General features: G+C 65.0%; 18 protein-coding genes. 12 read left to right on the top strand and 6 right to left on the bottom strand.

Annotation, left to right across the window (positions count from 1 at the left end):
* The first annotated feature begins 7 nt into the window (after positions 1-7).
* The 5 genes from O3301_RS02545 to O3301_RS02525 all read left to right on the top strand — a co-directional run bounded on the left by O3301_RS02545 (position 8) and on the right by O3301_RS02525 (position 6,168).
* The gene (locus O3301_RS02545) at positions 8-1,114 is read left to right on the top strand and encodes a hypothetical protein (protein ID WP_305055433.1); all 1,107 of its coding nucleotides are present in this window, start codon (positions 8-10) and stop codon (positions 1,112-1,114) included.
* Positions 1,115-1,210: 96 nt separating this feature from the next.
* On the top strand, positions 1,211-3,307 hold the full coding sequence (locus tag O3301_RS02540) for a bifunctional 2',3'-cyclic-nucleotide 2'-phosphodiesterase/3'-nucleotidase (RefSeq protein WP_305055432.1): 2,097 nt from the start codon (positions 1,211-1,213) through the stop codon (positions 3,305-3,307).
* Positions 3,308-3,363: 56 nt separating this feature from the next.
* Positions 3,364-4,056: a tetratricopeptide repeat protein gene (locus O3301_RS02535; protein WP_305055431.1), complete on the top strand. Its 693-nt coding sequence runs from the start codon at positions 3,364-3,366 to the stop codon at positions 4,054-4,056.
* A 128-nt stretch (positions 4,057-4,184) separates the two neighbouring features.
* Positions 4,185-4,448: a hypothetical protein gene (locus tag O3301_RS02530; RefSeq protein WP_251348811.1), complete on the top strand. Its 264-nt coding sequence runs from the start codon at positions 4,185-4,187 to the stop codon at positions 4,446-4,448.
* Between the two features lie 280 nt (positions 4,449-4,728).
* Positions 4,729-6,168, top strand: coding sequence for a catalase (locus tag O3301_RS02525; protein ID WP_305055430.1), 1,440 nt, complete (start codon positions 4,729-4,731; stop codon positions 6,166-6,168).
* A gap of 78 nt (positions 6,169-6,246) precedes the next feature.
* Here the strand turns inward: O3301_RS02525 and O3301_RS02520 are convergent, their stop codons facing one another.
* Complete coding sequence (locus O3301_RS02520; RefSeq protein ID WP_305055429.1) at positions 6,247-6,579, bottom strand: hypothetical protein; 333 nt, start codon at positions 6,577-6,579, stop codon at positions 6,247-6,249.
* Between the two features lie 187 nt (positions 6,580-6,766).
* Positions 6,767-7,945 carry a hypothetical protein gene (locus O3301_RS02515; RefSeq protein WP_305055428.1) on the bottom strand — a complete coding sequence of 393 codons (1,179 nt, stop codon included), beginning with the start codon at positions 7,943-7,945 and terminating at the stop codon, positions 6,767-6,769.
* Between the two features lie 284 nt (positions 7,946-8,229).
* Between O3301_RS02515 and O3301_RS02510 the strand changes: the two genes are divergently transcribed.
* The 3 genes from O3301_RS02510 to O3301_RS02500 are packed head-to-tail and all read left to right on the top strand — an operon-like array spanning position 8,230 to position 13,084.
* Positions 8,230-10,245, top strand: coding sequence for a serine protein kinase (locus O3301_RS02510; protein WP_305055427.1), 2,016 nt, complete (start codon positions 8,230-8,232; stop codon positions 10,243-10,245).
* Between the two features lie 2 nt (positions 10,246-10,247).
* Positions 10,248-11,549, top strand: coding sequence for a DUF444 family protein (locus tag O3301_RS02505; RefSeq protein ID WP_305055426.1), 1,302 nt, complete (start codon positions 10,248-10,250; stop codon positions 11,547-11,549).
* Positions 11,546-13,084 carry a SpoVR family protein gene (locus O3301_RS02500; RefSeq protein ID WP_305055425.1) on the top strand — a complete coding sequence of 513 codons (1,539 nt, stop codon included), beginning with the start codon at positions 11,546-11,548 and terminating at the stop codon, positions 13,082-13,084. Before O3301_RS02505 ends, O3301_RS02500 begins: the two co-directional genes overlap by 4 nt.
* 315 nt (positions 13,085-13,399) lie before the next feature.
* Here O3301_RS02500 and O3301_RS02495 read toward each other — a convergent pair whose 3' ends face one another.
* Positions 13,400-14,728: an SDR family oxidoreductase gene (locus O3301_RS02495; RefSeq protein ID WP_305055424.1), complete on the bottom strand. Its 1,329-nt coding sequence runs from the start codon at positions 14,726-14,728 to the stop codon at positions 13,400-13,402.
* Positions 14,728-16,050 (bottom strand): nucleotide sugar dehydrogenase, encoded by a 1,323-nt coding sequence (locus O3301_RS02490; protein WP_257219033.1) that lies wholly within the window; start codon positions 16,048-16,050, stop codon positions 14,728-14,730. Before O3301_RS02490 ends, O3301_RS02495 begins: the two co-directional genes overlap by 1 nt.
* Positions 16,051-16,263: 213 nt before the next feature.
* Between O3301_RS02490 and prsT the strand changes: the two genes are divergently transcribed.
* The 3 genes from prsT to O3301_RS02475 are packed head-to-tail and all read left to right on the top strand — an operon-like array spanning position 16,264 to position 22,292.
* The gene (gene prsT / locus O3301_RS02485) at positions 16,264-19,047 is read left to right on the top strand and encodes an XrtA/PEP-CTERM system TPR-repeat protein PrsT (protein ID WP_305055423.1); all 2,784 of its coding nucleotides are present in this window, start codon (positions 16,264-16,266) and stop codon (positions 19,045-19,047) included.
* 3 nt (positions 19,048-19,050) lie between these two features.
* A complete protein-coding gene (locus O3301_RS02480) occupies positions 19,051-21,531 on the top strand; it encodes a hypothetical protein (RefSeq protein WP_305055422.1) in 2,481 nt (826 codons plus the stop codon).
* A complete protein-coding gene (locus O3301_RS02475; RefSeq protein ID WP_289905047.1) occupies positions 21,528-22,292 on the top strand; it encodes a serine protease in 765 nt (254 codons plus the stop codon). The genes O3301_RS02480 and O3301_RS02475 overlap by 4 nt, the downstream gene beginning before the upstream one ends.
* Before the next feature lie 4 nt (positions 22,293-22,296).
* On the opposite strand, the gene O3301_RS02470 is transcribed toward O3301_RS02475, so the two are convergent.
* Both O3301_RS02470 and O3301_RS02465 read right to left on the bottom strand, forming a co-directional pair.
* Entirely contained in the window at positions 22,297-23,043 is a 747-nt protein-coding gene (locus O3301_RS02470) for a long-chain N-acyl amino acid synthase (RefSeq protein ID WP_305055421.1), read from the bottom strand.
* Between the two features lie 200 nt (positions 23,044-23,243).
* Entirely contained in the window at positions 23,244-23,867 is a 624-nt protein-coding gene (locus tag O3301_RS02465) for an XrtA/PEP-CTERM system exopolysaccharide export protein (RefSeq protein ID WP_099668060.1), read from the bottom strand.
* 243 nt (positions 23,868-24,110) lie between these two features.
* Between O3301_RS02465 and O3301_RS02460 the strand changes: the two genes are divergently transcribed.
* Positions 24,111-25,640, top strand: coding sequence for an XrtA system polysaccharide chain length determinant (locus O3301_RS02460; protein ID WP_289915002.1), 1,530 nt, complete (start codon positions 24,111-24,113; stop codon positions 25,638-25,640).
* The last annotated feature ends 15 nt before the right edge of the window (positions 25,641-25,655 follow it).

Genomic DNA, 25,655 nt, shown 5'->3' with positions numbered 1-25,655 from the left:
TGCTTGCATGGCGCGTGAAGATACTCCATCTTGCCACAATTCAATTTTCACAATCACCAAGGAATCGATGTTCTTGCGCAACTCCATAAGGCTTCTTGCCGTACTTGTTTTGATGATGGGCAGCGCCATTGCCGCAGACATAAAAAAGCCGATCCAGCACTATCTTTACTTTAGTCACCGTGAACTGAACGGGGAAAACATCCGCTCGGATAAAGCGTTAAACGATGCCCGCTTCCGTGGCGCGCAAATCGTCTACACCTGGCGCAGCCTGGAGCCGCAACAGGACCGGTATGATTTTTCGGCGATCCGCCACGACATCGCCTTTCTCGATTCAATCGGCAAAAAACTGTGGATACAACTGCAGGAAAAATCCTTCACGCCGCGCCATAATGTGCCGGCCTATCTGCTCAGCGATCCTCGCTACCAGGGCGGCATCATCAAGCAAAGCATGCTCTCGGCGCCGGAGCGCGACCCGCACAAACCGGTGACGGATGATGAATACGGCTGGTCGCCAAAGATGTGGGAACAACCGGTGCGCGACCGTTACCAGCGCTTGATCCGGGCGCTGGGCCAGGAATTCGACGGAAAAATCGAGGGCATTAATTTCAGCGAAAGCTCGATCGACATCGGCGTCGAAGACGGTAAAGGAAATACGATTTTTCCCGATGATTTCAAGCCGCAACAGTATGTCGATGCCATCAAGGAAAACATGCGGGTGCTGGCCGGCGCCTTTCCTCACACCAATACCATGGTGTATTTGAATTTTTTGCCAGGTGAATGGCTTCCGTGGAGCGACAAGGGTTATATGCGCAGCGTGTTTGCGCAAGCGCAAACGCTGCAAATGGGCGTGGGCGGCCCCGACCTGATGCCGTATCGAAAAAGCCATATGGGCCAAAGCTACGGCTTCATCAAGGACTACCCGGCCGATCTGGTCAAAGGCATGGCCGTGCAAGACGGCAATCTGCGCCAGATCAATCCCCGCACCGGGAAAAAAAACTCGGTCGAGGATGTCCTCGACTTTGCCCGCAACTACCTGGGCCTGGACTATATTTTCTGGGTGGAGGATGAACCATACTTCAGCAATGAGGTGTTGATAAAGCTGCCGGCGCATTGATGCGCCGGCACGACGCCATGCGCCCTGCCACACTGTCATGGTGGCGTCATATGCCGGCGTTACAGTCGCGTCTTTTGAATCATTCTAAGGGCGGCAATGAAAACAAATTGGATCATGCTGGCGGCGCTGGCAAGTGCAGGTCTCGTCGGTTGCAACGGCAGTTCAAACACGGCGCCGGCCATTCCCGAAGGCACGACGGTCACCGTCGCCTTGCTGGAAACCACGGACATCCACTCGAATGTCCTCAGCTATAACTATTACGCGCTGGCCGAAGACACGAGCCTGGGCCTGGAACGCACGTCGACCCTGATCCAGGCGGCGCGCGCGGAAAATCCGAACAACGTCTTGCTCGACGATGGCGACGTCATCCAGGGCACCTTGCTGGCCGACCTGCAAGCCGTGGCCGCGCCCGTTCCTTGCAGCGGCACCTTGGCCGTGCACAAGGCCATGAACGCGCTGAAATACGATGCGGGCGGCATGGGCAACCACGAATTCAACTACGGCTTGCCTTACCTGAGCCAGATCACCAACACGGATTTCGGCATTCCCGGCGTGGCCAAGCCGACGGGCACGTGCGGCGCGCCCGCCTTCCCTTCCGTGCTGAGCAATGTCGTCGGCGTGTCCAGCGGCAAGCCGATTTTCCAGCCCTACACCCTGCTGCCCCGCGATTTCGCCGCCACGGCGCCCGATGGCAGCAAGCTGACCGTGAAAATCAATGTGGGCGTGCTGAGCTTTGTGCCGCCGCAAATCCTCGAATGGGATCAGAAAGTACTCGCTGGCAAAGTCAGCGTGACGGGTGTGCAGGAAGCGGCGAAACAATACGTGCCGGAATTGCGCAACAAGGGCGCCGACCTCGTCGTGGCCCTGTCGCATGGCGGCCTGGATACCAGCCCCTACAGCCCGAAGATGGAAAACGGCAGCTATCACCTGACCAGCACGGGCATCGACGCCTTGATGATCGGCCACTCGCACTTGATCTTCCCGAAAGGCAAGGAAACGGGCGCGGCCGCCCTGGACGCCTCGTTTGCCGCCTTCCCCGCCAGCGCCAAGATCGACGCCGTCAACGGCTTCGTCAATGGCGTGCCCACCGTCATGGCGCAAAGCTGGGGCCGCCGCCTGGGCATCATCAAGCTGACCATGGCCTACCAGGGCGGCAAGTGGGTGGTGCAGCCGGCCAAGACGACGGTGGAATCGCGCGGCTTCAAATACACCGATGGCAAGACCCTCGTGAACGCCGACCCGGCCATCGCCCCGCTGGTCGCCACGGAGCACGCCGCCACCATCGCCTACGCCAAGCAACCGCTGGGCATCAGCACGGATTTCGAGATGTCCGCCTATTTCGCGCTGGTGGGCGACGTCAGCGCCATCCAGCTGGTGAACCAGGCGCAGCTCGATTACGTGAAAAATTTCATCGCCACCAGCACGGATGCCACCTTGTCCAGCTACAAGAACATCCCCGTCATTTCCTGCAGCGCGCCATTCAAGGCGGGCCGCAACGGGCCATCGGACTTCACGGACGTGGCCGCTGGCGCTTCCCCTGCCGCGCCGGTCGGCTTGCAAGTGCGCAATCCGGGCGACCTGTATTTATATAGCAACAACAACCTGCAAGCCGTGAAGATCAAGGGCGCGGACTTGAAAGCGTGGCTGGAAACGTCGGCCAAACAATTCAACCAGATCGACCCGGCCAGCAGCGCCGAGCAAGACCTGGTGCCGTCGTATGGCACGATCTATAACTATGACGTGTTCTACGCGGAAAACAATGCGCTGACGTACCAGATCGACGTGACGAAAAAGCCGGGCAGCCGCATCGTCAACCTCACGTACAAGGGTGCGGCCGTCGCCGATGGCGATGACTTCATCGTCGCCACCAACGATTACCGCGCCGGTGGCGGCGGCGCCGTGCCTGGCATCGATGGCAGCAAGACCATCATCAAGTCGCCCGATGCGAACCAGGCCGTGGTGAGCAACTACCTGGCGTCGCTGAGCACCAAGGGCGGCAAGGTGACCCTGGCCAACAATGGCAGCGCGCGCAGCTGGAGCTTCGTCAAGACGGCCACGGCCGGTCCCGTGATCCTGCGCTCGGCGCCCGGCCATCTGGCGCTGGCGCAAGGCAGCGGCATCACCAACGTGGCGGCCGAAGGCGGACTCGAAGCCAGCGGCTTTGCCAAGTACCGCATCGACCTGAGCAAATAAGGTCCGAGGGCCGGAACAAGCGCAGTTCCGGCCCGTTTTGATGAAAGCTGATCACAATGAAACACGCACTCTCCCTGCCCGCCGTCGTGCTGGCCTCCGTCCTGGCCGCTTGCCAGGCGTCGCCACCGCCCACGGCGGCGGAAATCGAAGCCGTCGCCATGCTTGCGCGCCAGGCGGGCGACCACCAGGCCGAGCGCAAGGTGCGCAGCTGGGCCGGCAAGGACATGCCCGTCGCCGAGCGCGAACTGGCGCTGATTTACCAGCCCCGCGCCGAACGCCGTGCCGAGGCCTTGAGCCTGTTCGAACAGGCGGCCCGCGCGGGCGACACGGAAGCGGCCTTCGAGCTGGGCCAGATGCTGCGCGCGGCCACGCCGGCCCAGGCCTGGCTGTGGTACCGCCAGGCGGCGCAGCAAGGCCACGCGAAGGCGGCCCTGATGCTGGGCTTGCTGGCCGCGAATGGCGAAGGCGTGCCGAAAGACCCCGTGACCGCCGCGCACTGGCTGGACAAGTCCAGCGAACTGGGCAATCCACACGCCATGTTCCTGCTGTACAACGCCTACCGCGAAGGCCGCGGCGTGCCGCGCGATCTGGCGAAAGGCCGCGAATTGCTGGAAGAAGCGGCCCACCACGAATACCCACCCGCCATCCAGGAACTGGCCATGACGGTGCAAGCGGACGACGCCCTGCGCGCCGGCCACCTGATGAAGGAAGCGACGGAGCACCGGCACAATAACTGGAACAAGTTTTAAGCCAGGTCAAGGCCGGCCCATATTGCCAAATGGAATGCTTGCCGGTGGCATAAGCTTGCCTGGCACGGACAGGTGTTCGCGCACAACTTCATCGCGAGGCAGGCATGGCAGATCACCGGTTGGGCCCCATGACAAAGAGCGACTTGCAGTTCAGCTATCCGGATGGCCCGGCGGCCGGCGACGACCCGGCGCAGCGCGGCATCCCCGACAGCAGCCTGCTGAACCGCCACGAATGGTATGAAGTGCTGTACAGCTGCAACAGCTGGTCCGGCGGCAGCCTGGCGACGGCCTTGAAATGCGAACGCCTGATCCAGCGCCACTTGCCCGCCGACATACGCGGCCATGCCGCCGTGCTGACGTGGCTGCGGGCGAACTGGGCCCAATATCGCTGATACGGCCAATACATATCGCCAATACGTCGGAAATCACGCTGCGCTTTGCGCCAGGTCAATCGTGTTGGGCTGGACAAGGCCGAGCGGCTATGATGGGCAAGCCGCTTCCCCGGACGCGGCGGGGCTGTTGCCGGCTCCGAAATGGATTACACTGAATTTGCTTTTTAGAAATTTGTTACTCTGGACCAGCCTCGGTGAGCACGTCGTACACGCTCAGCCCAGCCAGTGTTTGGGTAGGCCCTGGCTCGTCCGTTGACCTCCCCTATAAAGAAAGAGTCCAATGAAAAAGCTGACCACCGCCTTTGGCGCGCCCGTAGTCGACAACCAGAACATCCAGACGGCCGGCCCGCGCGGCCCCGCCCTGCTGCAAGATGTGTGGTTCCTGGAAAAGCTGGCCCACTTCGACCGCGAAGTCATTCCCGAGCGCCGCATGCATGCCAAGGGTTCCGGCGCGCACGGCACATTTACCGTCACGCACGACATCACGCGCTACACGCGGGCGAAAATCTTTGGCGAAGTGGGCAAGAAAACGCCGATGTTCGCGCGCTTTTCCACGGTGGCGGGCGAACGGGGGGCGGCGGACGCGGAACGCGATATCCGCGGCTTCGCCCTGAAGTTTTATACGGAAGAAGGCAACTGGGACCTGGTCGGCAACAACACGCCCGTGTTTTTCATGCGCGACCCCTTGAAATTTCCCGATTTGAATCACGCCATCAAGCGCGACCCACGCACGGGCTTGCGCAGCGCCAACAGCAACTGGGATTTCTGGACCTCGCTGCCGGAAGCCCTGCACCAAGTGACGGTGGTGATGAGCGACCGGGGCTTACCGCGCAGCTTCCGCCACATGCACGGCTTCGGCAGCCATACCTTCAGCTTCCTGAATGCGCAAAACGAGCGTTTCTGGGTCAAATTCACCTTTAAAACCCAGCAAGGGATACAAAACCTGACGGATGCTGAAGCGGAGGAACTGGTGGGCAAGGACCGCGAAAGCTCGCACCGCGACCTGTATGAAAGCATCGAAAACAAGGATTTCCCCCGCTGGACCCTGTACGTGCAGATCATGCCGGAAAAAGAGGCAGGCACGTATCACCTCAACCCGTTCGACCTGTCGAAAGTGTGGCCGCACGGCGACTATCCGCTGATCGAGGTGGGCGTGCTGGAACTGAACCGCAATGCCGACAACCATTTCGCGGAAGTGGAACAGGCGGCCTTCAATCCGGCCAACGTGGTGCCCGGCATCAGCTTTTCGCCGGACAAGATGCTGCAAGGCCGGCTGTTCTCGTATGGCGACGCGCAGCGCTACCGCCTCGGCGTCAACCACAGCCATATCCCCGTCAACGCGCCGAAATGCCCGTTCCACAGCTACCACCGCGATGGCCAGATGCGGGTCGACGGCAACCAGGGCGGGACCTTGGGCTATGAACCGAACAGCGAGCAGGAATGGGCCGAGCAGCCCGATTTCCGCGAGCCGCCGCTCAGCATCGAAGGCGCGGCCGACCACTGGAATCACCGCGTCGACGAAGATTACTATTCGCAGCCGCGCGCCCTGTTCCGCTTGATGACCGCGGCGCAGCAGCAAGCCTTGTTCGACAACACCGCACGCGCCATCTCGGGCGCCTCGGAACAAGTCAAGCAACGCCACATCGGCAACTGCACCCTGTGCGACCCCGCCTATGGCGCGGGCGTGGCCGCAGCGATCGGCCGCCTGAGTCCAGGCTGACAGTAAACACGGAAGGCCTGGCGACAGGCCTTCCGCCGCCATCTGCGGCCTGATGCCCCCACTGCCAGTCCCGCTGGTCTAGCGCTGCTGGATATCGATCTGGCCCGTGATGCTCGTTTCCACCGGATAGCCCTCGACCTGCAACGGCACGCGCCGCTTGACGGACGAGTCGCGCAGGTACACGACGAGCGCTTCCTTGCCCACGGCCGTCTGCCCCAGGCTGACGCCTTCCACGCCGTCGATGGCCATCAGCGCCCGCTCGTTGCGCCGCCGGGCCGCTTCCAGGCGGCCCTGAGGTGCGGCCTGGGCATGCTGCCCCGGGCCCTGTCCAGGAGGGGCATCCGGCAAATACGGCATGGCGGCGTCCTCGAAGACGGCATATGGCGATTGTGCGAACTTACTGTTTGACATGACACACCCTCCTGATATGACAAACCCTCCCGATGCCTTGCATGATACACCCGGCCAACCGGCGCTGCAGCACGCTTCGCCGGCCAAGACCATGCGCGACCGCCGCCCTTGAGCAAGATCGTCATCGTGCAAAAAACAGCGCCGGGCAAGGCGGCGCGGGGCCGCCCGGCCGGCTCCTAAGGCGTGCTCAGGTGTACAAATTGATGTCGAGCGCCACCACCACGCGCCGCATCTGGTTAGCAAACGTGATATTGCCGCCGCCGGCAAACAGCAGGCCGACGGGATTGCGCTGCTGGTTCCAGGTCCAGATGGACGAGCCGGAATCGCCGCCCGCGCTGAACGCCCCGCTCACGCCCGTGATGGCGATCTGGTCCTGGAACAGGGCGATCCGGCCGCCGCCGTAATTGACGTTGATGGTGGCGCCCAGGCCCGTGATGCGGCCCTGCGTCAATTGCGTCGTGCGGCCGGACTTGCCGACCATCATGCCCAGTGCGGGCGCCACGAGCGCATTGCTGATACGGAAGTACGCGGGCACGCCGCCGCTCAGGTAGACCAGTTCGGGACGCACCCTGTCTGGCCAGGCCCAGCCGGTGGCGCAATCGACAAAATTGACGCCGCCGCTGAAATTGATGGGCACGAAACGCTCGAGCACGGCCACCTGGTCTTGCGGGCAGCGGCCGCCGTCGATGGGGCCAGGCTGCACGATGCAATCGTTGAACACGCCCCCGTTGGAATTGGCCAGCACGTGATTATTGCTAAGAATCATCAGACGGCTGTTGCGCGGCGCGTTGCGCCCCACGGCCAGGCAGCCGATGGTGCCGGCGGTGATGCGGAAATGCCCGACCGACACGCCGCCCGGCGCGGGGCGCAAGCGGAAACGGTGGGGCTGCGCATCGATCACGCCCGTGACGACGATGTTGACGGGCACCTTGTCGCTGGCCACGGCGCGCACGCCCATGGCCCCCACGATGGCGGCCTTGGCGCGGTCGACGGAAGTGGGCTCGGCCACGTACAGGGTCAGGGCCGGCAAGCCCGGCTCGCCGGACGAGCTGTCGCTGGCGCCATCGCCCAAGCCGATGGACACGCCCTGGATATTGCCGCTGTCGCTGAAGGCGTCGGCCGCGCGCGCGCCGCCCGCTTGCGCGATGCTTTGCCGCATGCCGTCCTCGATGCTGCGCTTGATTTCCAGCAATTCCATGCTGACGCCGCTCAGCGCGTCGGGCACATCCGCGACGGACGCGCTCTCGATTGTATTGTCGTCTTCGCCAGGGACGGAAAATTGGCCGACGGCCTCTTCATCGTCCGCGCTCTGTCCCCTGCCGCTGCTGCCGGGCGGGGCGCTGAAACCATTTTCGTTGCCTATCATCGTGTTCTCCTCTTGGGTCGCCGCAAGCTTCCAGTGTGGACGGGCTGCGCGGGCCGGTATTGATCTGGATTGAACCGCGCGGATGCCTGGCCGCCCTGCCCCATTGGGGGACAGCGAGTGCAAAAATAGTTCCCTCGTCAAGGTTGAGCGGGATCAGGCGTGCGGGCAGAGGCGCCGCCGTATACTTGGCCGACAGGCTGGAACCGGGCCTGCTCCACGGCAGCAACGCCAGCAACAGCAAGGATGGGGAAACAATGACGAGCCCTGCAATAACGAGCCCTGGTATGACACGCCAATCCGACGACGCCTCTGCGGCAGCGGCCTCAGCCGGCGCCAATACAGCCGCCGACAATACGACGGACGCCGGTGGCGCGGCCCAGCATGCGGGTTTCGTGCACGGCATGGCGGCCTGGGCGGAAAAACACCGCATCACGCCCTGGCGCGGCAGTTTTGCCGACTTCCTCGAGCAAATCCTGCCCGGCCGCGCCGCCCTGCTGACGCGCAGCGCGCACCAGTACCTGTGGGACATGATGCGCTGGAATGGCCAGACCGATGACAGCGGGCGCTTCCGCTGTCGCCTGTTCGACGACGAGCTGTTCGGCATCGACGAGGCGATCGACCGGGTCGCCGCCTACTTCAAGGCGGCCGCCGCCGGCTCCGAAGTGGGCCGCCGCATGTTGCTGTTGCTGGGCCCGCCATCGGGCGGCAAGTCGACCATGGTGATCTTGCTCAAGCGGGGCCTGGAAGAGTACAGCCACAGCAGCGAAGGCGCGCTGTACGGCATCGCCGGCTGTCCCGTGCACGAATCGCCGCTGCACCTGGTGCCGCACAGCATGCGCGCCGACTTTCGCGCCAGCTATGATGCCGAGCTGCAGGGCGAACTGTGTCCACATTGCCGCGCCCGCCTGGAAGAGCAGTATGCGGGCGACTTCCTGCGCATGCCCGTCGAGCGCATCCATTTGTCCGAGGCGGGCCGCTGCGGCATCGGCACGTATGCGCCGCACGATCCCACGACGGCCGACCTGGCCGACCTGGTCGGTTCCGTCGACCTGTCGAAAGTGGCGCAATACGGCGACGAAGGCGATCCGCGCGCCTGGTCGTGGTCCGGCGCCGTGTATGCGGCCAGCCGCGGCATGCTGGAAATGATCGAAATCCTCAAGGTCAAGCGGGAATTCCTCTACTTGCTGCTGACCTTGACGCAGGAAAAGAATGTCAAGGTGTCGCGCTTCCCCCTGATCTACCTCGACGAAACCATCCTCGCGCACACGAATCTGGCCGAATTCCGCAAATTCCTGCAAGAGAGCGAAAACGAGGCGCTGCTCGACCGCATGGTCATCGTGCAAGTGCCCTATACGCTCAATTACCGCGAAGAAGCGCGCATTTACCGCAAGCTGATCCTCGCGGCCGCGCCCGCCTTCCGCGACGTGCACCTCGATCCGCACGTGCTGCATGCGGCGGCCGTGTTTGCCATCCTCAGCCGCATGCCCGAGGGCGAGGACAAGGAGACCGAGCTGGTCAAGAAACTGCGCATCTACGCCAACGAAGATGTCGACGACTTGCAGCCTGCCGACCTGCGCCGCATGCGCGAGCGCGACAAGTCGCCCGACGAGGGCCTGTCGGGCGTGTCGCCCCGCTTCGTCATCAATGCCCTGTCGCATGCCATCATTTCCGCCCAGCGCAACAGCCTGTCCACCATGGACGTGCTGCTGGCCCTGAAAGACGGCATCGAAAACGATGCGCGCATCGAACCGCGGCGCAAGCGCAAATGGGTCGATTACCTGGTGCTCACGCGCAAGGATTTCTATAACCGCTGGGTCAAGGCCGACGTGCACAAGGCCTTGTTCGTATCATTTGAGCAAGAAGCGCAAGACTTGCTGAACAAATATCTCGATGAAGTCGAAGCCATGCTCGACAACCGCCAGATCCGCGATCCCATCACCAGCGAAGAGCGCCGTCCCGACGAGCGCTTCCTGCGCGCCGTGGAAGAGAAAATCCACATCAGCGACTCGGGCAAGCAATCCTTCCGGCAAGAAGTGGTGCGCAAGGCCATGAGCGCCTTCAAGCGGGGCGAAGCGTTTGGCCTGGCCAGCCATGCGCCATTGCACGACGCCATCCAGCAATACCTGTTCGAGCAGCGGCGCGACGTGCTGCGTCTCGTCGGCTCGGCCAAGCGGCCCGACGACGACGTGCGGGCCAGGATCTCCGCCGTCGAGCAGCGCCTGGTCGACGAATACGGCTATGACGCCCATAGCGCGCGCGAAGCGCTCAACTACGTGACCACCTTGCTGGCGCAGGAATAGCCATGGCCGCCACCACGACGCCAGGCAGCTGCACACCGGATGGCCATCCGGCCTGGGGGGATTCCACGGACCCCGCAGGCACCGCAGCCCCCGCCGCCACGGCCGGCTCCGCCGGTTCCGCCGGCGCGGCGGCGGCGGGCGCCGCGCCAGCCCTGGCCCGGCCCTGGTACGCGCTGTTCTCGCGCGGCGCGCGCGACTGGCTGCGCCACAACCAGAAAGTGCGTGAAGCCGTGCAGGCGCACTTGCCCGAACTGGTCGCCACGCCCGACTTGATCGGCGGGCCGCAGCAGCGCACGGTGCAAGTGCCCATGCGCCTGCTCGAACATGCGCGTTTCCGCCTGGCGCCCGCGCGCAGCAGCTTGGGCGCGGGCCAGGGTGACGGCCAGCCCGGCGATATCCTGCGCCCGGCCCGGCCCGCCGCCACGGGCGGGGCCGGCACGCAAGGTGACGGCGGCGATGGCGAGGGGGCCGTGCGCCTGCTGCTGGAGTTTCCCATCGACGACATACTCGACTGGCTGTGGGACACCTTCGAGCTGCCGCACCTGACGCCACGCCACCTGGGCGCCATCGACGACGTGCGGCTCGTGCGTAGCGGCCTGGACCGGCATGGCGCCCGTTCGCGGCTGGACCGGCGGCGCACCGTCAAGGAAGCCATCAAGCGGCGCGCCCTGCAAGCGCAGCCAGTGCCCTTCACCAATGACGACTTGCGCTACCGCCAGGTGCTGCCGCAACCCCGGCCCAGCACGAACGCCGTCGTGTTTTTCGTGCTGGACGTGTCGGCCAGCATGGCGCAGCCCGAGCGCAAGCTGGCCAAATCGTTCTTTTTCTTTGCCTTGCAAGGCTTGCGCCGCAGGTATGCGCGCGTGGAAACGCGCTTTATCGCCCATACGACGCGGGCCTGGGAATTTTCCGAAGCCGAGTTCTTCCAGGTCAATGGCATGGGCGGCACCATGGCGTCCACCGCGTTTCGCCTGAGCCGCGAATTGCTGCAGGAACACTACGCGCCGGGCCGCTACAACGCCTATCTGTTCTATGCCTCCGATGGCGAAAATTTCAGCGAAGACCGGGGGCCGGCTAGCGCGGCCCTGGGCGAACTGGCCGGTTTGCTCAACTATATGGGCTATGTGGAAACCGTGCCCGGCGTGCCGCGCAGCCTGGAAACCGAAATGCACAGCTTGTTCGCCGAGCAGGAACGGCGCGGCTTGCCCTTGCACAGCAGCATCCTCGGCAAGAGCGACGACGTGTGGGAAGCCATCCGCACCTTTTTCCGGCACGAGGCGGCCGATACGGAGGACGCGGCATGACGCGGCATGATGCCCCGCGCCACGCCAATATGGCCAATATGGCCGATACGGCGGACATGGCGAATACAACTGGCCTGGACGGCTACGCGGCGCGCATCGAAGCGCTCGCGCGGCAACTGGGGCTGGCGTTCGCCCCCGTCGAGTTCGAGCTCGTGCCGGACAGTTTTATGGCCGAAATCGCCATCTATGGCTTGCCCGTGCGCATGCGCCACTGGTCGTTCGGCGTGCGCTACATCCACCAGCTCGTGCATCAAAAGATGGGCAACTCGCATATGTTCGAAGTCATGTTTCCCGGCGACCCTTGCCATGCCTACATGGCCGAACACAATTCCGTGGCGGAAAACACCCTCGTCACGGCCCACGTGCTGGGGCACGCCGATTTCGCCAGCCGCAATGCCCTGTTCCTGCGTTTCGGCGCCATGGCGGGCCAGCACATCCTGGAACAGAGCGCGTCGCGGGCGCAACGTCTTGAAATGGCGCTGCAACGGCACGGGCAGGAACAGGTGGAAGCCGTGCTCGACGCGGCACTGGCGCTGGAGCAGCACGTGGACATCCACGCCGAGCTGCACCGCCCGCCCTATGCCGCGCTGTCCGGACCGGCCGATGTCGCCGGCAGGCGTGGCGGCGCCGGGGGAGACGATCCGTTTGCACGACGCTACCGGCGCCTGCCCGGCGAAGCGGCCGCGCTGGCGGCGCGCGAGACGGCACGGGCCCGCGTGACGCAGCGCCCGCTCCTGCCGCCGCAGCCCGAGTACGATTTACTATGGTTCATCGCGCAACATGGGCCGGACCTGGCCGATTGGGAACGCGATATTTTCCTGGCCGTGCGCGAAGAGTCGTTTTACTTCTATCCCGTGTACGCCTGCCAGATCATGAACGAGGGCTGGGCCTCGTACTGGCATGCGCGGCTGCTGCGCGAAGCGGATTTCCTGCCGCCGGCCCTGTACTTGGCCGCCCTCAAGTCGCACTCGGACGTGGTGCGTCCATACGCGGGCGAGCACCAGCAGGCGCTGGCCGTCAATCCCTATCACCTGGGCTTTTGCATGTGGGAACACATCATCGAACGCGAAGGACTGGCGCGGGCGCGCCAGATTTGCCGCGACGACGATGACTGCAGTTTTATTCGCAACTATCTGGACGCCGAACTGGCTGACCGCCTGGGCCTGTTTGTGCATGAAAGCCGCCGCGACGGCGAAACGCGGCTGGCCAGCCGCGACTTGCGGGTCATCCGCGAAGCCATCCTGGCGCCCAAATACAACTATGGCGCACCGTGCATCGCCGTCACCCTGCTCAACGACGACGGCAGCCTGGTGCTGCGCCACGACCACCTGCGCGATGGGCGCGGCCTCGACCTGGAGCGGGCGGAACAGGTGCTGGCGTATATCGCCCGCGTCTGGCGCCGTCCCGTCACCCTGCATACGGCCGACTTCCGGGGCTCGCCCCGGGTATTGCGCAGCAAGAACGACGGCGTACCCGAGCCGCCCGCGCCGACAGCGTCTGCAGCAACGCCGACAGCGCCGCCCACGCAACGCTGAACGCCAGGCACCATGCACCAATCGGTCTAGCGGTCTCGCGGCCGGGATGCCGGGCGGCAGGCGGACGGATAGCGAGCCTGCGCATCTGATATGTGCATCCGGCATGTACATCTGGCATGGGTATCGGGTATGTGTATCTGGCATGTGCATCTGATAGGCATATCTGGTATGTGTATGTGTATCTGATATGCATGTCGGCATGCATATCTGGCAATGAAAACATGCGAATGGCCAGTGCCGGACACGCACGCCGCCGGCCGCCTGCGTGCGCACCACAGGTGCGGCCGGCACCTGCCTGCCTGGCCGGCGTGTTTTTCAAGCCCCGTCCGCCTGCGCCACATACCAGGCGATGGTGTGCCGCAAGCCTTGCGCCAGGTCGTGCGTGGGCGCATAGCCGAGCAAGCGGGCCGCCTTGGCGATGTCCGCCTGCGAATGGCGCACGTCGCCGGCGCGAAACTCGCCGTACTGCGGCGCCTGCGGCACGTGCTGCGGGCGGGCGGCAAGCAGCATCTGCTGCATGGTGGCGTGCAGCTGCGTCAGGCTGGTGCGGGCGTTGACGGCCACGTTGTAGACCTGGTTGACGGCCGCCGGGTCCGAGCCGGTGGCGGCGAGGATATTCGCTTGCACGGCATTGTGCACGAAGCAAAAGTCGCGGCTGGTGGCGCCGTCGCCATGGATGTGCACGGCCTCGTCGTCCAGCATGGCGGCGATCCAGCGGGGAATGACGGCCGCGTAGGCGCCCAGCGGGTCCTGGCGCGGACCGAAGACATTGAAGTAGCGTAGCCCCACCGTCTGCATGGCGTAGCAGCGCGCATACACTTGCGCATACAGTTCATTGACATATTTGCTCAGGGCGTACGGCGACAGGGGCGCGCCGATGTGTTGTTCCACTTTCGGCAAGTCCGGATGGTCGCCGTACGTGGCGCTGGAAGCGGCATACACGAAGCGCCGCACGCCCGCCTCGCGCGCGGCGGCCAGCATGTTCAGGAAGCCGCTGACATTGACGGCGTGGCAAAGCAGCGGGTCTTCCAGCGAACGGGAGACGGAACCGAGCGCCGCCTGGTGCAGCACATAGTCGACGGCAACGCCGTCACCGGCGACGGGACCGTCCGGATCGTCCGGACCTGCACGGCCGTCCGGAGGTTCGCTGCCGCCGTCGCTTGCACCGGCGGCATGACCCGCATGGCGCCCGGCATGACCGGCATGAGCGGCGCCGATACTGGCGATGTCGGCACCTGCACCTGCACCTGCGACGCCGCCTGCGCCTGCCATGCCGGCCATGCTGGCAAAACCGGCCATGCCGTCGCTTGCTCCGCACGCGCGCGCGCACGCTTGCGGGTCGCGGATGTCGCCTTCGATGAAGGTGAAGCGCCGCCACGCCTGCTCGCCCACGCTGGCGCGCACCTGCTCCAGGTTGTGGCGGTGGCCCGTCATGAAATTGTCGAGGCCGCGCACTTCCTGCCCCAGGTTCAGCAGGGTTTCCAGCAAGTGCGAACCTATGAAGCCGGCCACGCCCGTCACCAGCCAGCGGCGCGGCGCTTGCGCCAGCCGTTCGCAGGCCAGCGCGTACGCGCCGGCAGCCGGGCCGCCAGAGGGGGCGCCTTGCGCAGCGCCCGCCGCCCGATCGAAGGCACCGGCCGCCATCACAGCCGCCACACGTGCAAGCCGCCGTCTTCCAGCGGACGGGGGTCGAAATGCGATTTGATGTCGATGAAGCAACCGTTTTCCAGCACCTTGGCCTGGAAGTCCGCCAGCGGCCGGGCCAGCAGGGCCTGATGCGAGACGGCGCTGATGATGGCCTCGGCACGCGGCAACTGCTCCCAGCTTTCCAGGGGCAGGCCGTATTCTTCCAGCGCTTCGCGGCCATCGGCCACGGGGTCGTGCACGTGCACCTGCACGCCGTACGATTGCAGTTCGTGGATCATGTCGACCACTTTCGAGTTGCGCAAGTCCGGGCAATTTTCCTTGAAGGTCAGGCCCAGCACGTTCACGTGCGCGCCCTTCAGCTTGAAACCGGCCCGCACCATTTCCTTGATGGTCTTTTCCGCCACGAACTTGGCCATGCCGTCGTTGATGCGGCGCCCCGCCAGGATCACGTGCGGGTGGTAGCCCAGCATTTCCGCCTTGTGCGTCAAATAATAGGGGTCGACGCCGATGCAGTGGCCGCCCACCAGGCCGGGACGGAACGGCAGGAAATTCCATTTCGTGCCCGCCGCCTGCAGCACTTCCAGCGTGTCGATGCCGATGCGGTCGAAGATGATGGCCAGCTCGTTCATCAGCGCGATATTCAGGTCGCGCTGCGTGTTTTCGATCACCTTGGCCGCCTCGGCCACGCGGATGCTGGACGCCCGGTGCACGCCCGCCTCGACCACGCCTTCGTACAGGGCGGCCACCTTGTCGAGCGTGGCGGCATCGTCGCCCGAGACCACCTTGCGGATGCTGTGCAGGGTATGGTCGCGGTCGCCGGGGTTGATGCGCTCGGGCGAAAAGCCCACATGAAAGTCTTCCTTCCAGCGCAGGCCCGAATGCTGTTCCAGGAGGGGGATGCAGATTTCCTCGGTGGCGCCCGGATACACGGTGGACTCGTAGATGACGATGGCGCCGCGCCGCATGTGGCGGCCGACGGCCGCGCTGGCGCCGGCCAGGGCCGAAAAATCGGGATTGTGCGCGCTGTCGACGGGCGTGGGCACGGCCACGACGATGAAATCGGCCAGTTGCAGCTCGGCCGGATCGCAGCCGACGCTCAGCCCTTGCGCCGCCAGCAACTGTTCATGGCTGACTTCGCCCGTCGGGTCGATGTGGCGCCGGTAGCTTTCCACCTTGCGTGCCGACAAGTCGAAGCCTATCGTGCGCTGGCGCATGCCGAACGCCACGGCCAGCTGCAAGCCCACATAACCGAGCCCCACCACCGCCACCACGCCCGCCTTGCCATCCACCTTGCTATCCGCCTTGCTGTCCATATGCATGTGCTCCGTAGGGTTGCGGCCTGAGCATCGCCGTCCGGGAAATTCTACGGTTGCCGGTCCGGCCATTCTTGAGCGGGAACAAGGAACGCGGGGCGGCGGCCGGCAGGCGCGCGGAGAATCGGCGGCTTGTTGAGCGCAATCAAGGAGAGCGGCGGCCATCTTTTTAAGCTAGGCCATGCCGATCACTCATGCACGCCGCTACCGGAGACTTCCATGGCCCGTTCCCTGCCCCGCCCTTTCCCCGGCCTGCCGGCCGCCGCGCTGTGCTGCACCCTGCTGCTGCCCCTGCTGACGGCTTGCCACGGCACGCAGAGCAGCGAGACCCTGCTGGCCGACGCGCAGCAATACCGCCAGAAAGGCGAAGCGCGCGCCGCCATCATCCAGTTGAAGAACTTGCTGCAAAAGGAGCCGGATAACAAGGCCGCGCGCTTGCTGCTGGGCAGCATCTACATCGACACGGGCGAAGCGCTGTCGGCCGAGAAAGAATTGCGCAAGGCAAAATCACTGGGCCTGGCGACGCAGCAAGTGATGCCCTTGCTGGGCAAGGCCTGGCTGATGCTGGGCCAGTTCGACAAGGTACTGGCCGAGATCCCCGACGATGCGGCGCAGCCCGCCAGCGTGCTGGCCCTGCGCGGCGACGCCTTGCTGGCCCTGGGCCGCCAGGACGAGGCGCGCGCCGTGTACGCGCGCCTGCTGGAAGCCCATCCGGACCAGCTCGAATCCTTGCTGGGCCTGGCGCGCCTGGCCGCGCTGCAGCAGCAGGTGCCGGCGGCCGAGCTGCTGCTGGCGCAAGCGTTGAAAGGCGCGCCTGCCAACCTCGACGCCTTGCGCCTGCAGGGCGACCTGCTGCGCCTGCAAGGCAAGAATGGCGCGGCGCGGCTCGCCTACATGCAGATCCTCAAGATAAAGCCGGACAATACCCAGGCGCACATCGACCTGGCCAACCTCGACATCCTAGAAAACCGCTACCTGGAAGCGGCGGCCCAGCTGGCCACGGCGCGCAAGACGGCGCCAAACAGCCTGGGCTTGCTGCAAACCCAGGCGCTGCTCGATTTCCGCGAAGGCAAGCACAAGGCCGCCTTGCAAGGCTTGCAACTGGTGCTCAAGGCGGCGCCCGACCACATGCCGTCCATCCTGCTGGCCGGCGCCGTGCAACTGGCGCTCGGCTCGCCGTCCCAGGCGGAAAGCTACCTGCGGCGCTTCCTGGCCGTGTATCCGCGGCACCTGTATGCCGTCAAGATGATGGCGTCGATCGAATTGATGCGCAACAAGACCGACGCGGCGATCGACTTGCTGCAGCCGATGCTGGCCGCCTTCCCCGAAGACGTGGAACTGCTGTCGCTGGCCGGCGAAGCCCACTTGCGCGCGCGCCAGTACGACAAGGCAACAGCGTATTTCGAACAGGCCAGCATCCTGGCGCCGGACACGGCCAGGCTGCACGCGGCGCTGGGCATCAGCCGCCTGGGCCAGGGCGAGAACGGCCGCGCCATCAGTGAGCTGGAACGCGCCAGCATGCTCGACAAGAGCACGCCGCAGGCGGGCACCATGCTGGTGATGACCTTGCTGCGCAACAAGCAGAACGACAAGGCCCTGGCCAGCGTCAAGATGATGGAGCAACAGCAGAAAGGCACGAATCCCTTGCTGCTGAACCTGAAAGGCGGCGTCTACCTGGCCTTGCACGATTTGCCGGCCGCGCGCGCCAGCTTCGAGCAAGCGCTGGGCATGGACCCGGTCTACCTGCCCGCGCTGAACAATCTGGCGCAGATCGACCTGGTCGAGAAAAAGCCGGAGCAAGCCAGGCAGCGCTTCGAGCGGGCGCTGGCGAAGGCGCCGAAAAATGCCGACCTGTGCGCGGCGCTGGCCAAGCTGGCCGCGTCGCAGGGCAAGACGGACGAGGCGCGGCGCTGGCTCGAACGGGCCAACCGCGACAATCCCGACGCCGTCGCGCCGGCCCTGCTGCTGAGTAACTTTTACCTGAAGACGGGCGCGCCCGACAAGGCGCTGGAACTGGCGCGCACCCTGCAGACGGGTCATCCGGGCGACGCCGATGCGCTGGCCCTGCGCGCCCAGGTGGAATACAGCGCCGGCCTGGCGCCGGCCGCGCTCGACAGCTACATCAAGCTGGCCAGCATACAGACCACGTCGGCGCCCTTGCAGATGCGCATCGCCAGCCTGCACATGGCGCTGGGCGACCATCACAATGCGCTGCAAGCCGTCAAGCGGGCGCAGGCGCTCGATCCGGCCCTGCTGGAAGCGCGCGTGGTGGAAGTGGCCATGCTGCTGACCCTGAACCGCCAGCGCGAGGCGCTGGCGGTGGCGCGCCAAGTGCAGGAACAGCAGCCGAAGCTGGCGGCCGGCTACAAGCTCGAGGGCGACGTGCTGATGGAACAAAAACTGCCGCAGCAAGCCGTCAAGCTGTACCAGCACGCCTTCGGCATCAGTCCCATCGGCCCCTTGCAGGTGCAGCTGTACCGCGCCTTGCAGGCGTCAGGACAGGAGCGCGAAGCCGATGCGCGCATGGCCGCGTGGCTGAAAGAACATCCGGAAGACTTGCCGACGCGCACCTACCTGGCGGGCACCCGGCTGGCCGCCAAGCAATACCGCGCCGCCATCGAACAGTTCCAGTATGTCGTCGCCAAGGATGCGGGCAACGTGGTGGCCTTGAACGACCTGGCCTGGGCGTATCAGCAGGAAAAGGATCCGCGCGCGCTGGCCACGGCCGAGCAAGCGCTGAAGCTGGCGCCCGAGAATGCCGCCGTGCTCGACACCCTGGGCTGGATCGCGCTGGAGCAAGGCGACGTCAAGCGCGCCACGACGCTGCTGCGCAAGGCCGCGGGCCTGGCGCCCGCATCGCCCGAAGTGCAATACCACCTGGGCGCGGCCCTGGCGAAATCGGGCGACAAGGGCGGCGCGCGCAAGCAACTGGAACAATTGCTGGCCGCCAACAAGGACTTTCCGCAGCGGGCCGCGGCGCAGGCCTTGCTGACCCAGTTGTAGGCCATGGCTGTGCAAGCGGCCATGCCCGGCGTGGCGGCGCGGCCGCTGGCCCTGCTGGCGGGCGCGGCCTGCGTGCTGGCCCTGCGCCATTATCCGCTGGGCCATGGCTGGCCCGGCCTGCTGTTTGCCATCCTGCTGCCCGCGTATTTCCTGCTGCTGTGCTGGCGTCCCGCCTGCTGGCTGTTCTGCGTGCCCGCCCTGCTGCCCGTGCTGGACCTGGCGCCGTGGACGGGCTGGTTCTTCCTCGAAGAAATCGACGTGCTGCTGTTGCTGACGGTAGCCTGCGGCTATTGGCGCCTTGGCGGACCCAGCCAGCCGGCAGCGGCGCGGCTGTCGCCCGCCGCCCGCCTATGTTTGCTGCTGTGCAGCCTGGCCTGGCTGGCGGCGCTGCTGCGCGGCGTCCTGCCGCTGGCGCCGCTCGACCCGAATGCCTGGGACAATTATCTGAGTCCCTACAACAGTTTGCGGTTGGGCAAGGCCTGGGCCTGGAGCATGCTGCTGCTGCCGCTGCTGCTGCGCGACGCGCATCCGCACGCCCTGCGCCGCTACGCGCTGCCGGGCATGCTGGCGGGACTGGCCACGGTGTCCCTGTTCGCCCTGTGGGAGCGGGCCGTGTTTCCCGGCCTGCTGAACCTGTCGAGCGACTACCGCATCACGGCGCCGTTTTCCGCCATGCACACGGGCGGCGCCGCGCTGGACGGTTACCTGGCCCTGGGCTTGCCCTTTGCTGGCCTGTGGCTGGCGCGCGCGCGCAGTCGCTGGCAGGCGGCGCTGGCCTTGCTGCTGCTGGCCCTGGCCCTGCACGCGGCGTTCACCACCTTTTCACGGGGCTTGTACGCGGCCCTGGCTGCGGCCATGCTGCTGGCCTTGTGGCAAGCCCTGCGGACGGCGCCCGGCGCAGGGCGACCACCGCAAGGCCGGCCGCCCGTGCGGGGCATCTTGCTCAAGCTGCTGCTGGCCGGCCTGGGCACCGCCCTGCTGCTGTACATGTTCAGCCTGGCCGGCTACCGGGGCTTGCTGGCCGCCGCCGTCCTGCTCGCGGCCAGCTTCGTGCTGGCGGCGCGGCCCTTGCCGTGGCGCCTGGCGCCGGCCAGCCTGCTGTGCGCGCTGTGCCTGCAGGGTCTGCTGGCCGCCTGGTGGCCGGAGCCGGCCTTGCAGCCAACGGCCGGCTGGCTGAAAGGCCCGTATTTCCTGTTCCTGCTGGCCGCCATGCTGCTGACGGGCACCTTGTGGCCGGGCGGCGCCGGCGGCAAGGGTCCAGCCAGGCTGGGCCTGGCGATGATGGCGTGGACCATGCTGGCATGCAATCTCGCCTGGATAGGCTGGCACTGGGCCGGTCCGCTAGCCCTGCTGCCGGCCGGCCTGGTCGTGCTGCTGGCCATGCTGATGCTGTGCAACGGACGCTTGCACCCGCCGCTGTGGCGGCTGGACCGGGCCAGCCTGAGCATCGCGGGCGCGGCCGGCATCCTGCTGTTGCTGGCCATCCCCGTGTCGGCCAGCTATTACGCCACCGAACGTTTCGCCACCACGGCCTTCGACATGCAGGGCCGCTTGCGCCATTGGCGGCAAGTGCTGGCCATGCAGCCGCCCGACTGGGGCAACCGCCTGTTCGGCATGGGCAGCGGCAGCTTTCCCGCCACCTATTATTGGCACAATCCGGGGCGCGAGGTGCCGGCCAGCATCGCGTATGCAGAAGACAGGGACGCGCCCGGCAATTATTATGTGCGCCTGGCCAGTCCCGGCTACAGCGCCGGCTATGGCGAACTGCTGCGGCTGCTGCAACGCCTGCGCGTGCAGCCTGCCACGCGCTACACCCTGGCGCTCGACGTGCGCAAAAGCGGCCCCATGCCCGTGCTGCAGGTGCGGCTGTGCCAGCGGCAATTGTTGTATGCACAAAATTGCGTGGAAATCCCCCTGCGCCTGCGCCCGCCCCCGCCCGGCAATCCGCCGGCGGCCTGGCAACACTATGACGTGCCGTTCGACAGCGCCTGGCTGGGCACGGGCGCCTGGCTGCTGCGCCCGCCCGTGCAGCTGGAACTGGCGGCCAGCGGTACGGCCGTCTCATCCGTGCTCGACGTCGACAACCTGAGCCTGCGCGCGCCCGGCGGCGAGGAACTGATCGCCAACGGCCGTTTTACGCAGGCCAACAATTACTGGTTTTTCAGCAGCGACCACCATCACTTGCCGTGGCATATCAAGAGCATGGCGCTGCATCTGCTGGTGGAAACGGGCTGGTGCGGCGCACTGACCATGCTGGCCCTGCTGGCCGTGGCCGGCTTGCGCCTGCTGCGCCGCGCCGCGCGGGGCGAGCCGGGCGCGCTGGCCTGCGCCGCCGCCCTGCTGGGTTTTCTCGTCGTCGGCCTGTTCGACAGCCTGCTCGACGTGCCGCGCCTCGCCCTGCTGTGCCATCTGATGCTGCTGTGCGCGCTGCTGCAGCCCGCGCCTTCCCCGCCACCTCCCCACCTTGAAAGCGCGCCGCCATGACACCCCTGTTTTCCGCCCTCCTATTCTGCCTGGCCCTGGCCAGCGCGCCGTGCCGCGCCGATGCGCCGCTGGCGCAAACCATCGCGCGCATCAAACCGTCCATCGTCGGCGTGGGCAGCCTGCAAAAGACGCGCACGCCGCCGATGAATTTCATCGGCACGGGTTTCGTGACGGGCGACGGCTTGAGCGTGCTGACCTGCGCCCACGTGATCCAGAAACTGCTCGACGCCAATCCGAATGAAGTCATCGGCATCCTCACGGGCCAGGGCGAGGCGGCGCAATTTCGTCCCGCCAGGGTCCAGGCGCTGGACACGGAACACGACCTGGCCTTGCTGCGCCTGGCGGGCGCGCCCCTGCCCGCCCTAGCGCTGGGCGACGCGGCCACGGTGCGCGAAGGCCAGGCCATGGCATTTACAGGGTTTCCGCTGGGCACCTTGCTCGGGCTGCACCACGTGACGCACCGCGCCACCGTGTCATCGCTGACGCCGGTGGTCATGCCCAGCGAAAACGCGCAGCGCCTCGACATCCGGCGCCTGGCGCAGCTGCAAAAGGCGCCGTACACCGTGTTCCAGCTGGACGCGACGGCGTATCCGGGCAGCAGCGGCAGCCCCCTGTTCGATCCCGAGACCGGTCTCGTCTACGGCATCGTCAACATGGTGTACGTCAAGGGCCTCAAGGAAGCGGCCATCAGCGCCCCGAGCGGCATCACTTACGCGATTCCGGGCAGCTACATGCAGACGCTCTTGCTGAAAAACAAATGAGTGATCAGTTGCGCCCCTGCCTCAGCCGGTCCGTAATGCCAGGCTCATCCCATGTCGGAAAAAAAAAGGGGTAAAACGACCGTTCACCCCCATGCTGTTCCATCAGGCCACCGTATTTACGGATCTGGGCCCCCATGTAATCGAGGTCCAGCCGTAGCAGCACGGCCGGCGCCCCCACACGCGTGCACTCGCGCTCGCCGCCAAAGTCCTGGAAACCCAGCATGCGCTTGTAAAACACCACGTGGCGCGGGTTGACTTCGATCACGTAATCCGTAAAGCCGTGAATATTGTGGGCATAGATATAAGAAATATGAATCAGCGCCGCGAACACGCGCTTGCTCACCCCCTTGTCGATGGCCAGGCGCGACGGTTCGCACAGGCGCCGGCCTTCCTCGCGCAGGACGTCGAGCTTGTCGCGGAAGTTTTCATCGGCCGGCAAGCCGGTCTCGTCATTGTCGAGGCACAGGGTCATGGTGCCGACCGTGGTGCCGGCCGTTTCCGCAAACAGCGTGATTTTATTCAGGGCATGCGCGATGCCGGGATCGACGGCATAGCCGCGCCAGCCGTACATCTTGCGGATCAGCAAACTGGCCGCCTCGCGCCGGCCGCGCGAATTGGCCATGCGGATATGAAAGCGCTGCAGGTCGAGCTCATGCTCCATGGCCGGATCGATCTGCCCCTCGCCCACCACCAGGTCATTGAAAGTACCGGGCGTGTCGAAGGAAATAATGGGTTCATCTTCAAAGCTCATCTTGTCCTCACGTTCATCGGCCGCCGTCGAGACGGACTGAAGCCAATGCCTTGTGACAAGAGAAAAACTGGAGAAGTTCCCGCGCCAGGCAAAAAAAACAGAAGAAATATGCTATTTAATAGCAAAATTGCATGCTGAAATTTGCCTGCAAGTACAAAATGACAAATATAAGTGCTGTTTTGATATTGCCGAGTCCGCTATTAAAAGAAGCTCTCCGGTATCAGCAGCACGTCGCCCGGGCGCATCATGACGTTGGCGGAAATATCGCCACGCTTCAGGAGGTCGTCGAGCCGCACGCCCAGCTGCTGCTGGTTGCCTTCGCGCATGCGGATGATGCTGGCCTTGTTGCCGGCCGCGAAATCGGTGATGCCGCCCACGGCGATGAGCACATCCATCAGCGACATGCCCAGCCGGTACGGCAGCGCCTGCGGCTTGGCCGCTTCGCCGATGACGCGGATCTGCTCGCCATACGGGCCCGAGAAATTGGTGACGATGACCGTCACCACGGGCTGCTGGATGAACTTGCCCAACGCTTGCTCGATGTCGCGCGCCAGCTGGGTCGACGTCTTGCCGCTGGCGGGCAAATCCTCGACCAGCGGCGTGGTGATCTTGCCGTCCGGCCGCACGGCCACCGTCAGCGACACTTCCGGATTGCGCCAGACGATGATGTTGACGGAGTCTCCCGGTCCGATCAGGTAGTCGTGCATGGGCGCGCTGTCGTCGGAGGGCGCCAGCGGATGGGACGTGCGGCAGGCGCCCAGCAAGCCGGCGGCCAAGCCCAGGCCCAGCGTGTTGCAGACAAATGCACGGCGAAACGGATTCATGCGGAGCCTCTTCGAGTCGATGGCGCGTCCATGGCCGGCCGCGCAGAACCAGCCTGGGCCGCGAACTTCCTATGATTATTAAAACCCGGCAAGTCAACCTTGAGGCGTATCAAGAAGCAATCATCTTGGGAAATTTTGCCTCCCAGCCGCCCTATACTTTGCTTACTCAACAGGCAAGCATTTCTTGCAATACGCCGTCGCCAGCCCATCGACCGTGCAGCACCGTCACCTGAAGGAAGCGACATGGAAGAATTGATACAGCAATTGCTTTCCAGCCTGAAAGGCATCTGGAAGTACCGCTGGCATGCGGTGCTGGTGGCGTGGCTGGTGGCCATCGTCGGCTTCATCAAGGTGATCACCCTGCCCGACGACTTCCAGACGTCGGCGCGCGTGTTTGTCGATACGCAAACCATCCTCAAGCCGCTGATGGCCGGCATGACCAGCGTGCCGAACACGGAACAGCAGGTGGCCATCATGAGCCGCACCCTGCTCAGCCGCCCGAACGTGGAGCGCGTCATGCGCATGGTCGACCTCGACCTCGATTCGAAGACCGTGCGCGAACACGAGGCCCAGCTCGACGACCTGATGAGCCGCATCAAGATCACCGGCACCAACGCGTATGACATCTACACGATCAGCTACAGCGGGCGCGACCCGAAGCTGGTGCGCGACGTGGTGCAAAGCCTGCTCACCATCTTTGTCGAAGGCAGTTTCCAGGGAAAAAAAGGCGATTCGCAAAAGGCGGTGCAATTCATCGACGAGCAGATCAAGAATTACGAGGACAAGCTGAGCGCGGCGGAAAACCTCGTGAAGGAATTCAAGATCCGCAACAACCTGCTGCTGCCGCGCCAGGGCATCGACTATGGCAGCCAGCTGCTGATGTCGTCCGATAGCCTGAACAATGCCAAGCTGGAACTGGTCGAGGCGGAGCAGGCCCGCAAGGCCATCCAGAGCCAGATCGAAGGCGACGAGCCCGTGCTCGACCTGGAGCCGAACGCATCGGCCATCGCGAATCCCGAACTCGACGAGCGCATCGCCACGCTCAACAAGAACCTTGACAGCCTGCGCATGCAATTTACGGAACTGCACCCCGACATCATTTCCTCGAAGCGCCTCATTGCCCAGCTGGAAGAACGCAAGATCGAAGAAAGCAAGCTGAAGACGGCGGCCGGCGACCCGGGCAAGAACTACAGCCCCATGCTGCAGCAGCTGAAGGTGGCGCTGACGGATGCGGACGCCAAGGTGGCCGCCATCCGCGCCCGCGTGCAGGAATACAACGCGCGCAATGAACGCCTGCTGGCGCAGAGCAATGCCGTGCCCGAGGTGGAATCGCAGCTGGCGCAGCTGAACCGCGATTACATCATCAACAAGGAAAACTATGAAAAGCTGATCGGCCGGCGCGAAGCGGCCAAGCTGTCGGGTGAGCTCAGTTCCACCACGGAAATGATGGCCTTCAAGATCATCGACCCGCCCACGGTGCAATATGCGCCCGTCGGCCCGAACCGCCCGCTGCTGTTCAGCGCGGCGCTGGGCGCGGCCCTGGTGGCCGGCGTCGCCACGGCCTTGCTCATCAGCCAGGTGCGTCCCACCTTCCTCAGCCCCGCCGAACTGCGCGACGCCACGGGCTTGAACGTGCTGGGCACGGTATCGATGAACTGGACGGCGCTGCAGCAAGTGCGCCGCCGTCGCGCCCGCTACGGCTTTGGCGCCTGCCTGGGCAGCCTGTTCGTGCTGTACGGCGGGGTCATGACGGCCGCGCTGCTGAAATTCTAGATCCCGGGGAGCGAC

Origin of the sequence: Janthinobacterium sp. SUN211 (genome assembly GCF_030587315.1) — a bacterium.
Classification (GTDB): Bacteria; Pseudomonadota; Gammaproteobacteria; order Burkholderiales; family Burkholderiaceae_D; genus Janthinobacterium; species Janthinobacterium kumbetense.
Note: the sequence above shows the minus strand (reverse complement) of the source record. Positions and strands in the feature narration are given on the sequence as shown.